Source organism: Ruegeria sp. HKCCD6426 (genome assembly GCF_057221115.1).
The window spans coordinates 284,064-298,130 of the sequence record NZ_JBWVBF010000002.1 but is presented as its reverse complement, the minus strand read 5'-3'; the positions used below and the strand labels follow the sequence as shown (position 1 = coordinate 298,130).

16 protein-coding genes are annotated in these 14,067 nt (G+C 57.9%); 10 read left to right on the top strand and 6 right to left on the bottom strand.

Annotated elements, in window-relative coordinates; translation table 11 throughout:
• The first annotated feature begins 2 nt into the window (after positions 1-2).
• The 5 genes from AC2TDA_RS06175 to AC2TDA_RS06155 are packed head-to-tail and all read left to right on the top strand — an operon-like array spanning position 3 to position 4,614.
• Positions 3-1,934: an AAA family ATPase gene (locus AC2TDA_RS06175; protein ID WP_480877885.1), complete on the top strand. Its 1,932-nt coding sequence runs from the start codon at positions 3-5 to the stop codon at positions 1,932-1,934.
• A complete protein-coding gene (locus AC2TDA_RS06170; protein ID WP_480877887.1) occupies positions 1,935-2,354 on the top strand; it encodes a hypothetical protein in 420 nt (139 codons plus the stop codon).
• On the top strand, positions 2,351-3,688 hold the full coding sequence (locus AC2TDA_RS06165; protein WP_480877889.1) for a DUF6638 family protein: 1,338 nt from the start codon (positions 2,351-2,353) through the stop codon (positions 3,686-3,688). Before AC2TDA_RS06170 ends, AC2TDA_RS06165 begins: the two co-directional genes overlap by 4 nt.
• Positions 3,689-3,955, top strand: a complete 267-nt coding sequence (locus tag AC2TDA_RS06160; RefSeq protein WP_480844832.1) for a hypothetical protein — start codon at positions 3,689-3,691, stop codon at positions 3,953-3,955.
• An 11-nt stretch (positions 3,956-3,966) separates the two neighbouring features.
• Positions 3,967-4,614 (top strand): DUF1523 family protein, encoded by a 648-nt coding sequence (locus AC2TDA_RS06155; protein ID WP_480877890.1) that lies wholly within the window; start codon positions 3,967-3,969, stop codon positions 4,612-4,614.
• 47 nt (positions 4,615-4,661) lie between these two features.
• On the opposite strand, the gene AC2TDA_RS06150 is transcribed toward AC2TDA_RS06155, so the two are convergent.
• From AC2TDA_RS06150 to AC2TDA_RS06125, 6 genes are all read right to left on the bottom strand, one after another.
• Complete coding sequence (locus tag AC2TDA_RS06150; RefSeq protein ID WP_480877891.1) at positions 4,662-5,756, bottom strand: flagellar basal body P-ring protein FlgI; 1,095 nt, start codon at positions 5,754-5,756, stop codon at positions 4,662-4,664.
• Positions 5,753-6,760 (bottom strand): flagellin, encoded by a 1,008-nt coding sequence (locus AC2TDA_RS06145; RefSeq protein ID WP_480877893.1) that lies wholly within the window; start codon positions 6,758-6,760, stop codon positions 5,753-5,755. The genes AC2TDA_RS06150 and AC2TDA_RS06145 overlap by 4 nt, the downstream gene beginning before the upstream one ends.
• A 2-nt stretch (positions 6,761-6,762) precedes the next feature.
• Complete coding sequence (gene flgK, locus AC2TDA_RS06140) at positions 6,763-8,214, bottom strand: flagellar hook-associated protein FlgK (RefSeq protein WP_480877894.1); 1,452 nt, start codon at positions 8,212-8,214, stop codon at positions 6,763-6,765.
• Positions 8,215-8,247: 33 nt separating this feature from the next.
• A complete protein-coding gene (locus AC2TDA_RS06135; protein WP_480877896.1) occupies positions 8,248-9,543 on the bottom strand; it encodes a flagellar hook protein FlgE in 1,296 nt (431 codons plus the stop codon).
• A 97-nt stretch (positions 9,544-9,640) separates the two neighbouring features.
• The gene (locus AC2TDA_RS06130) at positions 9,641-10,480 is read right to left on the bottom strand and encodes a flagellar motor protein MotB (protein ID WP_480877897.1); all 840 of its coding nucleotides are present in this window, start codon (positions 10,478-10,480) and stop codon (positions 9,641-9,643) included.
• Positions 10,481-10,567: 87 nt separating this feature from the next.
• Positions 10,568-11,905, bottom strand: a complete 1,338-nt coding sequence (locus AC2TDA_RS06125) for a FliI/YscN family ATPase (protein WP_480877898.1) — start codon at positions 11,903-11,905, stop codon at positions 10,568-10,570.
• Positions 11,906-11,991: 86 nt separating this feature from the next.
• Here AC2TDA_RS06125 and AC2TDA_RS06120 point away from each other — a divergent pair, with 86 nt between their 5' ends.
• The 5 genes from AC2TDA_RS06120 to AC2TDA_RS06100 are packed head-to-tail and all read left to right on the top strand — an operon-like array spanning position 11,992 to position 14,066.
• Entirely contained in the window at positions 11,992-12,378 is a 387-nt protein-coding gene (locus AC2TDA_RS06120; protein WP_480877900.1) for a FlgB family protein, read from the top strand.
• A 12-nt stretch (positions 12,379-12,390) separates the two neighbouring features.
• The gene (flgC, locus tag AC2TDA_RS06115) at positions 12,391-12,777 is read left to right on the top strand and encodes a flagellar basal body rod protein FlgC (protein ID WP_480877902.1); all 387 of its coding nucleotides are present in this window, start codon (positions 12,391-12,393) and stop codon (positions 12,775-12,777) included.
• Between the two features lie 12 nt (positions 12,778-12,789).
• Positions 12,790-13,080: a flagellar hook-basal body complex protein FliE gene (gene fliE, locus AC2TDA_RS06110; RefSeq protein WP_480877904.1), complete on the top strand. Its 291-nt coding sequence runs from the start codon at positions 12,790-12,792 to the stop codon at positions 13,078-13,080.
• A gap of 3 nt (positions 13,081-13,083) precedes the next feature.
• A complete protein-coding gene (locus tag AC2TDA_RS06105; RefSeq protein ID WP_480877906.1) occupies positions 13,084-13,356 on the top strand; it encodes a flagellar biosynthetic protein FliQ in 273 nt (90 codons plus the stop codon).
• Positions 13,356-14,066 carry a flagellar hook-basal body complex protein gene (locus tag AC2TDA_RS06100; protein WP_480877908.1) on the top strand — a complete coding sequence of 237 codons (711 nt, stop codon included), beginning with the start codon at positions 13,356-13,358 and terminating at the stop codon, positions 14,064-14,066. The genes AC2TDA_RS06105 and AC2TDA_RS06100 overlap by 1 nt, the downstream gene beginning before the upstream one ends.
• The last annotated feature ends 1 nt before the right edge of the window (position 14,067 follow it).

The following is a 14,067-nucleotide window of genomic DNA, read 5'->3' as shown; positions in this document are numbered from 1 at the left end:
AAATGAGTTTGACGTCAGATCAGATGGAATTACGCGAGGCGGATATTCGCAAACATTATCCCGCAGCGACCGCCTTGCTGAACGGGTTCGAACATGCGCCGCGAATTGCAAAGGCGGTTGAAACGTCGACTGAACGATCCCCGGGCGTGGCCACGGGGCGGCGGTTCCGGTCGACAACGCCGGGGCTGGTGACGCGACGCACCGTGCGGGCCGACGGGGTGCATCTGATCAAGCGGATCGAGGCCTCGGATGACGGCGATACACTGGTCTCTCCGCCGCAGGCCACCACGCAGCAGGCCCTTCGCCGCGCCATCGCCATCGCTCTGGCTGTGGCCGAGGCCTATGCAGACCAGACCCCGCTGGCCGATCTCAAACGCGCAAACCTCGCCGGGGATCTGCCCGCCGCGCGCAAGACTGAGTTCTCTGAACTGCTGACCGCTGAGGCCCTGATCACTTCGCATACCTTCGGAAATGCGCTGGCTTACCTGATGTCCTCGCATCTGGGCGAGACCACCGTGGACCTTGGTGAAATCGAAGAGGTTCTGACCGACAACGGCCAACTCGCCCTGCATGGCGCGCTGTGGGAGCTGGACCAAACACTCGCCAAACATGCCCCCGACGATGCCCACCTGATCGCTGCCACCAGCGCCTATGCCGAGCAACTGATGGAGAAGGTGGCGTTGCGTGCGCAATCCGCAGGCCATCTGGCACCGTTCCAGAACGCCGCCTGGCATATCGAGGCTGACGACCTGACGATCCGCGGTTTTGAACCGGCCTCCAAGGCCAAATCCACCACCCTGACCATGACGTTCAAGAAACCGAATGAGGTGGTGGGCAACCACATCGCCAAGTATCAGGCCATGAAACTGGCCAAGATGTTGATGGCCTACGACTTTGACCGCCGCTTAAACCCGTTTGCGGAACTGGGCGGGTTCATCTTCACCTTTATGGGCGACGGCAAGCCGGGCACCGGCAAAACCACCCTGATCCAGATGATGGCCGGGCTGATCAACGATTATTGCCAGAGCGCGGGCTATCCGTTCCGCTATCAGAACCTGAGCACCGACAATATCGACAGCTATCAGGGCAAATCCGGCCAGAACGCCAAGGCGTTTATCAACACGATCATCGACCCCTCGGTCATCGGCTTCGGCACCATCGACGATATCGACCAACTGGCGGGCAAACGCGGCGATCGGCAGTCCTCGGCCGGGCAACTGGAAATCACCGCCGTGCTGATGGAGAGCTTTGCAGGCGCCAACACCGTCGTGCGCGGCAATTGCACCTTTGGCATGTTCTCGAACTACCCCGAGAATGTGGACGACGCTCTGCGCCAGCGGGCCGGTGCGCGGTTCCTCGTGGACGGGCCGCAAACGCGCGAGGACTATATCGACATCCTGCATCTGCTGATGGGCCGCAACCACGACATTCCGCTGGGCGAACACGAAGCCTATGCCGCGCAGGAGATCAAAAAGGCTGTCGCCGCCAGTTTCGAAAGCCACGCCCGCCCGCATGAGGACGCCTTGCTGCAGGTCTATGACCGGGTCTCCGGCGATATCGGCCAGATGGACACAATCGCCAAGCTGGGCACCTACCTCAAGGCGATCCAACAGGCGGATGAGCGTTTCACTGGCCGCGCGATCAAGAACATCACCGACGCGATCAAGGTCCGCGCAATGGACTTTGAACTGCCGGACGAATGGATGGAAAACCCCGACCTGTTCCTGTTCCGCGACTACGACACCAAGAAGGCCATGATTGAGGACCTGCGCCAGCCGATCACGGTGGAAATGGTGATCCAGGAGATCAACCGCTACGCCGACAGCGAGTTCCGTTATGCCGACAAGAGCGACGAGGTCGCCATCGAGAACGCGGTCCGCGAGATGGGCCGGATGGAAGAGGCCAAACGGCGGTATCTGGAGGGGAAGGGGTAAATGTTATCTTTGATTACCTGGATACTTATAACAATGTCGCTGGCTTGGTTTCTACCAAGACTTCTTTGGCCTTTTCGTTACCCAAATTGGTTTTCCGTCGGCTTGATGGCGGTGTTCTCCAACCTTTTTACACTATTGTTGATCGTAGCTTTCCTTCTCGATAATGGCTTCGCATTTTCGAACGGCTTGGAAGAAAGTCATTCGGGCTTGGAACTAGACTGGACCATAATGATTGCCCTAACCTTCCAGATTGCATTGATAGGGATCTCGGTGCTTTCAGGCCTTCGCTTTGCGCGCCACCTCGCAAATGGTGGGGATAGAATTGGGACTGCAGTTCTCAAACATTTAGGTTGGGCGATAGGAATTGCGTTCAAAAAGCTAAGTAACTGGATAAGGCTGAGTTCCGGAGCATCCAAATGATCCGCCTCATCAAAAAAGGCCTGATGTTCGGCAATCTCGTCCACATCTCCAGCCCGGCTCTGGTCGAACGGTATAACCGCGCGCTGCAGCACCTGGCAGGCAAGACCACGGCGCTGACGGATTTCCATGTGGATATCTCGGGCTATTCGCCCGAGGTAGGGATTGAGCTGGAGGACGAGCTCTACCTCAACCCCAACGGGGTTAACCGGCAGTTCATCCTGCTGACGACCGAGCAGAAACGCGCGCCTTTGTTGAACGTCAAATTCTCGACCTCTCGCGATATCCTGCGCGAATTCATCGAGATGAACGAGGCGCAGCTGTTCGCCCTGACCGCCACCGATGCGGTGGCTGGAGAGCTGGTGAACTCGGTCATCACACTCACCACGCCGGGCGATCTGCTGAACCTGCAAAAGATCGAGATCGAGGCCGACACCGCAGGCGGCACCCTGCGCAAGGCACAGCAACTTGCAGGCATGGTCGAACGGTTCAAGACCAAAGAAGACGCCTGGTTCGACGATGTGCTGATTGCGGAAATGATCGAGACGGCCAAGGAAACCGGCGACGTGACACGCAACCCGGTCCGCCTGCGCCACACAGCGTTTGAACAACGCAATTTCTGGACAGCGCATTTCGGCGGGCTCTACCTATTCCCGGATTTGGAACATCCGGCTGCAATCTGTATGGCCGAACGGCTGGACGATCTGCCGATCAAATACGTATTTGACGTGTCTCAGAGAAATCAGATCGCCAAGTTCCTCGGGTACAACAATCTGGTCGAAACGATCATCGAAGCTCGTGGTGTGGATTCCGCAGCTATCCTGCAGCAGAAGATGGATTTCCTGACCATTGACGCCGCCGCAGATGCGGGCGTTGACCTGACGGGGCTGGATCGGGGCGACATGCGGCGTCTGGCCCGCAACCACGCGGATCGTCTGCCCGAGGCCTATCACGGCCTGGCACAGTTGTTGCGCTGGGCGAAAGATGGCGGTCCGTGGCCCCGCATTACCTCAGATCACCCAGCCTATTTCTACACGCTGCGTGCGGCGGATACCCCGAGCCGCGATCTGGTGAACATGCTTTTGGCCGAGCTTGCCCCGCTGGACCCTCGTCAAATGTTCATCTGCCATAAAGAGCTGTTTTACAGCACATACGCCCTATGGCCTGAAACCAAAAAAGCCTATGTTGCCGACTTCCTCGCACGCGAGTATCAGGTGGACAAGGCAGGTGCCCGCGCCGCGTTGTTCGGCCATGAGCCGGACATGAGCGGCAACGACAGGGTCAGCGACGAGGTCATAGCTCGCGTCGGTCCCTGGGGCGCTGTTGGGAGGAATTGAATGATCGTTGCAATCCGTTTCTTGATCCCGCTTCTGATTGTTCTGACGGTGATCTACATCGGTCTGTCAATCTATTCCCGCCTGATGCGGCGGCGTAAGCTGATCGCGCATTGGGAGAAGAAAGGGTTGACCGGTGATCGCGACGCTTTTGTCGCGCGGGGGTTGAAGAAATACGACAACTCCTTTCGCAGGAAACTGCTGTTGGGCGTCTATGTCGTCCCGCTTGGGGCAATTGCCCTGCTGATCTATATTACTAATTTTATGTGAGGGCCGGATAGATGGTCTATGTCAAATGGGCGTTCATCATAGTTTTCTGGGGTTTGGTCGCCGCAGTGCTGGAATACACCCTGCCGCAGCAGGATGTGGTGCGGATCGTCAAAACCGAGGTGAGGCGCGTCGATTTCGGTGAGAATTCGATTTTCTGGGCGCAGCAGGACACTGGTCAGGAAACCGCGCAGACGGTCAATCGCGATGTGCGTTTCGTCGAAACCTTCCGCCCCAACGGCAAGCCGCGCGTTTATCGCAACGAGGATACCGGCTGGGGCTGGCCGCCCTATTTCAAGCTCGACAGCTCGAATCTGCAGGCGGAGCTGACCAATCTCGTGTCGACCGAGGCGGACCCGCAATGGGTGGTGTTGCGCCATTACGGTTGGCGCAATCAACTCATGTCGATCTTTCCCAACGCGGTGTCGGTGCGCCCGGTGGACAGCCCCGATGTACGGCTGATCCCCTGGTTCAACATCATCTTCCTGACGGTGTTCTTTGCCATCGTCTGGGCGATCTGGGTGCGCTGGCGACGATTTCGGCAGCGCCGCATCGACCCGATGCTCGAAAATGTCGAAGACAGCTTTTACGCGGCGGGCGATGCAATTGAAGAAAGGCGCACCGGGTTCCGCCGTTGGCTGGACAGCTGGAAATCAAAATGACGATGGCGCGACAGGTCTGATCTGGCCATCCGTTGCGGTCAGAACGCCTATCGGACAACGAACTCGGCATGAAGCGCCCCGGCGGCCTTGATCGTTTTCAGAATGTCGATCATGTCGCGAGGCGACACCCCAAGGGCGTTCAATCCGGCTACCACCTCTGACAGAGTGGTCGCTTCGGGGATTTCAGCCAGCCCGGTGCCCTCTTCCTCCTCAATGCCTGCGATCGTGCGTGGAACAACGACGGTTTCGCCACGGGCAAAGGGGTTGGGCTGTATGGCAATCGGAGCTTCTTCGACGGTCAGAGTCAGGTTGCCCTGCGAAACGGCCACGCGCGAAATCCGAACGTCCTGCCCCATAACAATCGTACCAGACCTTTGGTCAACCACGACTCTGGCCTTGCTATCTGGCTGAACCAGAATGTTTTCGATGCGCCCGATGGCATGAGCGGGTGATATGGCCTGCGTTGCTGCGATATTCAGTTCGACTGTGCCGGAATCCCGCATAATTGCGACAGCGCGGTTGAATTCTGTGTTTATCGCAGCTTCGATCCGACCCGCCGTCGTGAAATCAGGTTCCCGCAGCGCCAGTCTAATTTGTGCGAGGGAGGATAATTCAAAGTCTATTTCCCGTTCCACTCGAGCGCCGGAGGGGACGATACCCGACGTAGGAACGCCACGCGTAACCGAGGCTGCTTCGCCCTCGGCCACCGCGCCACCGGCCAGAACTGTACCCTGAGCTACAGCGTAGATCTGACCGTCGGCTGCGTTCAAGGGCGTCATGACCAGAGTCCCGCCCAACAGGCTTTTACTGTCTCCGATGGCGGATACCGTTATGTCGATCTGGCTGCCGACCCGGGAAAAAGGCGGCAGAGCCGCGGTGACAAGAACGGCCGCAACATTTTTGGGGCGAAAATCCTCTCCGTTCACGTTGACGCCCAGGCGTTCCAGAATATTCGACATAATCTCTTCGGTGAACGGAGAGTTGCGTAACCCGTCGCCGGTACCGTTCAGCCCGACAACCAAGCCGTATCCCACAAGGTCGTTGCCGCGCACCCCGTCGAAATCCACAAGATCTTTCAACCGGATCGCACCAGCGTTGGTTAGGCTGGGCAACAACACCAAAAGGAACAGAAGAACTCTCATCTCAGGAAATTTACCAGTGAAAGGTTGGCGTTGCGAACAGTCACGGAATACAGGCTTTCCAACTGAAACTGCACTGTTTGCAATCGGGCAGCGGTTTCATATGGGTCCGCGGCGATCAGCGCGCCGCGTGCGTATTCCGCACTGGTTTGCGCCGCAGCATTTCGCGCGGCAGCCTGTTCAACACGGGCCTCTGCCGCGCCCACTTGCGCTCGCAGTTTCACGGCTTCGTCCTGTGTGCTCGCCAAATCTACACCCAACTGTGTGAACAACGCAGTCCTCTGGGCTGGCGCCAGATTGAGCGCGCTGTCTGATACAAGTGCTGCGACGGCGACATCGCGCAGGGCCGCCTTGAAGGCAGGATCCGTTGCCATGATCGGGACGTCGATCCTTTCGTTGTCGGAGATTTGCATCGGGGCCAGCGACGTCGCGGCCCCTTGATAGATGACGGCGTCAAACCCGGTAGGATCATTGAACCAGTCTTCAGCGGCTTGTAGGATGTCCGCGGCTGTTGTCAGCCCTGCCAATTCGGTTTGCAAAGCGTTCAGCAGTGTATCAGCTGACGGCAAGGGCGACATATCCGTCGCCGTTCCTGCATACAAGCTGCGTCCGCCAACTCGTGTGTTGAGGGCAGAGACCATCGTATCCAGCTCATTTCGGGCCTGAACCGAGGCCTGTTCATGTGTTACCGTCTGGTTCGCCGTCCCAAATGCCAGCAGTGAGGCGGATAAATCACCAACGGAATCGCTGAATGTTGTCAGGCTAAGCTGCATCGCATCCGTGAACAGACGCGCCTCGGCTGTCGCGACGCCATAAGCGTCCAGCCGGGCCAGCCCATGATCCAGATCGAGCAAATGCGAATAGTCACCGCCCAACCGGCCCGAGACATCCTGTACCTGACCGGTGGACATTTCATATGACAGGGTTTCGATCTGGGATTTGATCTCGGTGCTGCGCGACCTCAGGGTCAGACCTCGCGCCAGATCGCCAATTGAATTCAGTGTCATGATCAGAGCCTCAGCAAAGTGTCCATCAATTCGTCGACCACCGCGACTATCCTCGCGTTGGCTGCATATGCCTGCTCGATCTGCATCATGCGTTGCAACTCCTGATCGCTGTCAACACTCTGCTCGGCAACGATTTTTTCCATTTCAAGCTGAGCACTGGCGGCAAAGGACATGCGTTGGTTGGCGGCGTGTGCATCTGTACCCGCTTTCGACAGTAACGCTTCGGCGATTTCAGCCGCGCGCATGTTGCCGGTTCCAAAGCTTGCTCCAGTCACCGCGCGTCCAGTGTCGAGTGCCGCCCCAAACGCTTGCAGTTGAGTGGCGTCACCCGGGTCTCCCGGTGAAGCGGCGCCCAGCCCTGCACGCAGTTTCCAACTTGCGCCGCCCGCGTCCGGACTCACGGCGGCATTAAGTTCAATCCGGGATGCGAGGCCAGTCAATGTGGCCGCGTTGAACCTGTTCCCGTCATCGGTGAAAAGCCCTGGATCCGCGGCGGTCAGGGTAGGATCCAACCCCGGCGTTTCAAACCGTTCGATCAGATCACGGGCAACGGCATCCAGATTTGTCTGCGCTTCAACCGCCAGTTCATCGCGGATTTCGAACTGTGCAACAAGGGCACCCCCCCGGATCTGGGCGTAATCACCACTGACCCTTACCGGCTGCCCGTTGACCTCGAGGCCGGACAGTAGCCCGTTGCTTACCGTCATATGAGGCTTGGTTTCACCGGTCGTTGAAAACGAAAACTCGACGGCGCTTCCTTCCAGCAGGATGAGGCCTCCGTCAGAATAAAGTGAAACCCGGTCATTTTCGCGAGAGACGACGTTGACGGGAACAAGCTCATTCACCTGATCGATCAGGACCTGCCGCTGATCCAGCAATGCGCCGATGTCCCCTCCCGAATTTCGCACAGCTGGAATTCTTGCGTTCAGTTCCTCGATATCCCTGAGAGTCTGATTCAGCGTTTCGACCTGGTTTCCGATCGTTCTGTCCGCATCAGACCGCATTTGCCGCAATCCCTCAGAAGCTGCGTTAAGCGCACTCGACAACTCATTGCCTGCGCCCGCGACCTGATCTAGACGTACGGTGGAATCCGGCAGACTGGCTGCTGTAATCAGGCTGCTTTCAAAGCTTGCAAGGCGTGCGGCGATCGAGGTTGGGTCCGTTGCGGAACCAACCAGTTTTTCAAAACCTGCATGAAACTCTGATAGGGTCGAGGTGTTGGCCATATCCGCATCCGTCGTGCGGCGGTTGGCAAGAAGTACGGGGTCCTGGTGGCGAGTTATTCCGACTACCCGAACACCGTTGCCGGAAATAGGGCTGGTCGCCAATTCCAGCGAGCGGCGCGCATAGCCCGGGGTCAACGCGTTGGCGATGTTTCCCGAAACAACCGCCGCGCCGCGACTGGCTGCGCTTAACCCGCCCAGCGCGTTGTTCAATGCCGTCGACATGTTCATGGATCAGTTCCTTTCCGCCGGTCAAACGCGGGATCAGCGTTTGATATTGGTGGTTTCCTGCAACATTTCGTCGACGGTCTGGATCACTTTGGCGCTAGAGGAGTAGGCCCGCTGCGTCTGGATCATCGACGTGAGTTCGGTGGCGACATCGGTGGTCGATTCCTCGCGCGCGAAAGAGATCAGATCACCTGTTGGACCTTCACCAGCATCCCAAAGGAAGAACGTTCCGCTTTCCCGGGATGGGGCATATGTCTGGCTGTCCAACGCCGTCAGGCCGTTGGGGTTCGGCACATCCGCCAGCGGAATCTGGAACATGCGACGACTGACGCCGGTATCGTAGAAGGCGTAAACATATCCTTTTTCGTCGACCTGAACGCTGGTCATTGTTCCAACGGCCGAACCGTCGCGGGTAATCGAAACAGGGGCGAAGGTATCGGACAGCTGTGTAATGCCATCCGTATCACCAATCTGGCCAATGTTGATTTCCACCGGCCCGCCTGCAACGTTTACGACAAAGCCGCCGGTAACCGGATCATATGCGCCGCCGGAAACGGCAGTGACGCTGGCCAGCGTTCCGCCCGCTGTCCGGCTGTCAGTAAAGGTAAGAGTGTATTCCCCGATCACCGCCCCGCCCGAGGCCGAATCCCGCAAGGTTAGTGTCCATTCATTGCTTGAACCGGTTGCCGGGATCGTTGGCGTTAATTCAATATCTACGCTTTCCGATTTGCCGAGATTGTCAAAATACTCCACCGACAAAGGCTGAACATCGCCGGGGGCACCCGCTTCGGTCGCTGTGGCAGGCAAGTTCATTCTCAGGTTCATTGCGGTTGTAGGGGAACCCGAGAGCTGATTGACGCTCAGTTGGACAGGCACCAATGCAGCGGGCGTGTCGCGCGGCACACTGGGAATCGATCCATCAGCTGCCGCGGGCCAGCCCAGCAGCACCAGTCCGGATTCTGTCACCAGATAACCTTCTTCATTTGTGCGGAATGAGCCGGTGGTCGTCAGTTGCATTTCATTCGAACCGGTTCCGATCTGCGAGCTGGGCCGTACCGGCAACATGCCGCGCCCACGAACGGCCAGATCGGTGGAATTATTCGTGGTCACCAAAGATCCGCGCTGGTCGATCAGGCGCTGACTGGTGGTTCTGACACCCCCAGCGGAATAGCTGCCGCCTTGGCCCGATGTGACCATCGAATGAAAGTCAGTCTCAACCCGCTTGTACCCAAATGTCGAAGAATTGGCGATGTTGTCTGAAATGGTTGCAAGCCTGTTGGCATTGGCCTTCAACGCCGCCACACCGGCATTCAGCGAAGAGGATATGGTCATCAGCACGCCCTTCTGTTGCGTATATCGTTATTGCAACAGGTAACGCGCCGGGCCTTAACAGCGCGCTAACAGGTAAAATGCGTCCTATCGTTTTGGATCAGGGGCTTCGAAGGAAGATGACTTCGATCCGGTTGTTGCGCGCTGCCATCGGATTTTCGGTCACCAATTCGCGGTCCGCATGGCCAGCCACGCGATCAAACCGCGAACCTACCATTCCTTTGTTTTGCAGTATCTGTCGCACGACCTGAGCGCGCGACGTCGATAAATCCCACGAGGGGTTTTTGGCCAGGACCAGCGGTTCAGATCGAACATGCCCCTCCACTGCGACATCATTGGTCACGAGATCCGAAGACCGGGCCACTAGCAGGGCCAGTGCTCGCATCATGTCCGTCGGCTTGTCGGATCCTGATTCGAAAAGCGGCTGGTCTTCAGTATCGAACATCTCGACCACCAACCCCTCGTCTGTGACGCGCGTAATGATGTGCTTCAGCAGTTTTTCTGATACAACACTTTCACCGGTACGGCCCAGCAGGTGCGCCTCGAGCGATGAGAATTCTTCGGACACTTGGTCGTCACCGCCCTCGGCATCCACACCGGTCGAACCGCGTGCTTCTTTGGCCCTGGTCGGGTTGCGTTTGGTTGCACCTGATCCGTCCATTACCAGCGTTTTTTCGGAAAACATGTTGTTGCCGCCAAAGGCACCGTCGCCGCCACCCGAAACTGGGTTCACCGGAATCGTGGGCGAGAAGTAATCCGCCAACCCTTTTCGTTGCTTTTCTGTTGTTGCATTCAGCAGCCACATCAACATGAAGAAAGCCATCATGGCCGTAACAAAGTCAGCATACGCGACTTTCCACGCGCCACCGTGATGTCCAGCGCCACCCGTTACACGCTTCTTCTTGATGATGATTGGCGCCGCATTGGATTGCGCACCCATCTCCACCACCTTCTTATCACCCGTCTACCGGGGTAACAGGGCAGATCTTAAGGTGGACTTAACACTTAAAACTGTCTCGGTTTTCCTTCATCTGGGCAACCCGGAGCTGGCGCGGCGCAGAATCAGAGACAGGTGGTTGAAACTGTTCTCAATCCCGTCGGTTTCCTGTTTGCCGAAAAATGCGTCCAGTTCCTCATGGACCCGCACGGCCTGATCCAGCAACGGGTCAGTGCCTTCGGCATAAAGCCCGGCTTTGATCATAACCTCGGACTGTTCATAGCTGCCGACCAGTTTGCGGGTTTCCGATATAATCCGGTTTTGCTCCTCCGTCGCTGCGCCCGGCAAGCTGCGCGAAACTGATCGGCTGAGGTCAATCGCCGGAAAGCGTCCGCGTTCGGCGATGTCCCGGCTCAACACGATATGGCCATCCAGAACACCGCGGAGGATGTCCGCGATCGGTTCATCCATGTCCGATCCGGCCACCAGAACGCTGAATACCGCAGTGATGTCCCCCTGTTCGGAAGTCCCAGGTCCGGCGCGTTCGCAAAGATTTGCGATCAGCGTCGTCACGGATGGAGGGTACCCACGCAAAGAAGGCGCTTCGCCCATCGCGGCAGCAATTTCACGATGCGCTTCAGCGAAGCGTGTCACTGAATCAGCCAGAAATAAAACGTTCAGACCCTGATCCCGCAGATACTCTGCCACTGACATGGCTGACCAGGCGCAACGCCGACGCGCCAGCGCCGACTGGTCCGAAGTAGCGGCAACGACAACAGACCGTTTCATGCCATCGGGCCCAAGGGCGGTGTCGACGAATTCGTTTACTTCTCGCCCTCGTTCACCCACCAGCGCGACAACGACCGCATCTGCCTGCATCGCTCTGGCCAAGGTGGCGAGCAAAGTGGATTTCCCCACACCGGAGCCGGCGAACAGGCCGATGCGCTGACCGCGAACAATTGGCAACATGGTGTTGAGAACGGCCAGCCCGGTTTCCATACGCTCACCCAGCGGTTTGCGTGCAACGGCAGGCGGAGGGGTGCGCGTCAGATCAACTTCATGCTTCCCGCCGATCAGAGGTTTGCCGTCCAGCGGCTGGCCGAACGGGTCAACAACTCGCCCCAGCCAATGCATCCCGGGCGCAAACGCAGCTACAGGTTCAAGCACTACCGGGTCGCTTAGCGATACGCCGTCTGGCGCGGACCCTGGCAGCATGTGCATCCTGTCCGAATCGACACGCAGCACTTCGCCGATGATGTCCGGGCCTTTGCGACGGCGCAAAATAAGGTGATCCCCGATCTTAGCCCTGTCGGACAGACCGTCGATTTCAATAACCCCGTGCGCCACCCCCGCAACGCGGCCCATATTGCGCACAGCAGTCATCCTGTCGAATTCGCATTTCAGAAGTATCGGATCGAAATCGGACATCGCAGGTCTCCAACTTGGTTCTGAAAACGCTTTCTAAAGGAATCGGGGTTAAGCCTTGATTGAAATTGATCGAGGGAGAAGCCCCGATGTTCTCTGACCTGAACGTCTTTAAGACAGCGTACGCAATGGCAACCCATGCCGGGCAACGGCAAGCGGTCATCGCGCGAAACATGGCCAATGCGGATACACCGGGCTATCAGCCGTGGGATATCGAGGCTTTTCAGACTGCTTTCGACAAGGCCGGGCGTGAGGCCGAGATGGTCGCCACGCGCCAGGGTCATCTGCACGGTAGCACGGGTGCGCAGCCCTGGGCCGAACATGTGGCCAATTCGTCCGGCGATCCCAATGGCAATGGCGTTTCGCTGGAAGAAGAGATGCTGAAAGCGGTTGAAGTCAAACGGCAGCATGACCGGGCTCTGGCCATCTATCGCTCTTCCATCGGAATCCTGCGTACCAGCCTTGGCCGCGTGTAAGGAGGGATTGAGATGAGTGACTTTTCCCATTCCCTGTCTGCCTCGGCCAGTGCTCTGCGCGCGCAAGCGACCCGATTGCGCCATGTTTCCGAGAATATTTCAAACGCGGATACGCCGGGCTACCGGCGAAAGACTGTGCCGTTTGAAGCAGTCGAGCGGAGCGGCGGCACAACGGTGCAGGCGGGGAGGGTCAAGCTGGACCGGCGTGATCTGACGCGCATCTACGACCCGAGCCATCCCATGGCTGATGGAACAGGATACTTTCATGGTTCGAATGTCGATCTGATGATCGAGATCGCCGACGCGCGCGAGGCGCAACGCAGTTACGAGGCCAATCTGAAAATGTTCGACCAGACCCGGCAGATGTCGTCGAGTCTGATGGATTTACTTCACAAATAAAGGAAAGCCAGAATGGATATCCGATCGTTGACCGCAGCGCAGAATTACGCTGTTGCGCGCCCTGCAACACAGGCCAATCCCGATCAGCAAGGGATGGCGCAAGGGTTGCGATCCTCGTTTCAGGATTTCGCCACAACGCTGACGCACAGCGAACAGGTGGCGCAATCCTCGATGGTCGGGCAGGCCGATCCGCACGCGCTGGTGCAGGCGTTGGCGCAGACCGAACTGGCCGTGGAAACCGCTGTTATTGTCCGTAACAAGGTGGTCGAAGCCTATCAGGAAATCCTGCGGATGCCGGTCTAGGCCATGCTGAGCGAAGGCCTTTTCTACGACATCGTGCGCCATGCCTTATGGGTCGCGGTGATCACCTCGGTCCCGATCCTGGCGGTGGCGCTGATCTCGGGCCTTGCTGTGGGTCTGTTTCAGGCGCTGACCTCGGTGCAGGAAATGACACTGACCTTCGTTCCCAAACTGATCGCCATTGTCATCGTGTTCTGGATTTCGATGGGATTCATGACCCAGACGCTGGTGACGTTCTTTACCAAAACCCTCATCCCTTTGATCGCAGGAGGCCGCTGATGGACACCACCTATGTCACTCTGTCCCGCCAGTCCGGTTTGATGAATGAAATGCGGCAAGTGGCCAATAACATCGCCAACGTCAACACCACCGGCTACCGCGAGCAGGGGTTGGTGTTTTCCGAGTTCGTTCAGGACATGCCGGGCAACCCATCCCTGTCCATGAGTCGAGCCGAAGTGCGCAATACGTCTATGCTCCAAGGATTGCTTACCGAAACCGGTGGGCAATTCGACTTTGCCATCGAAGGCGATGGGTTTTTCATGGTCGAAACGCCATCTGGCAACCGCCTTACCCGCGCGGGCAGCTTCTCGCCCAATGCTGACGGGGATTTGGTCGCATTGGATGGCGCGCGCGTGCTGGACAGCAATGGTGCACCAGTTTTTGTCCCGCCAGATGCAGCCACGGTTGATGTTGGCAGCGACGGCACGCTCAGCGTGGATGGGCAGCTATTGGGTCAAATTGGCGTTTACCAGGTTGCCGAACCCAATGAATTGGTACGCGAAGGCAATACGCGATTCCGTCCCGCGGGCGATGTGGAGCCGGTCGAAGATCCGGTCATTCTGCACCGCTTTCTGGAAGGGTCGAACGTGAATGCCATCGAGCAAGTCGCCCGGTTGGTCGAAATTCAACGCGCATATGAGCTTGGGCAGAGCTTTCTGGAAACCGAAGATGAACGGGTTCGCGGGGCGCTCAAGGCCCTGATGCGTTGAT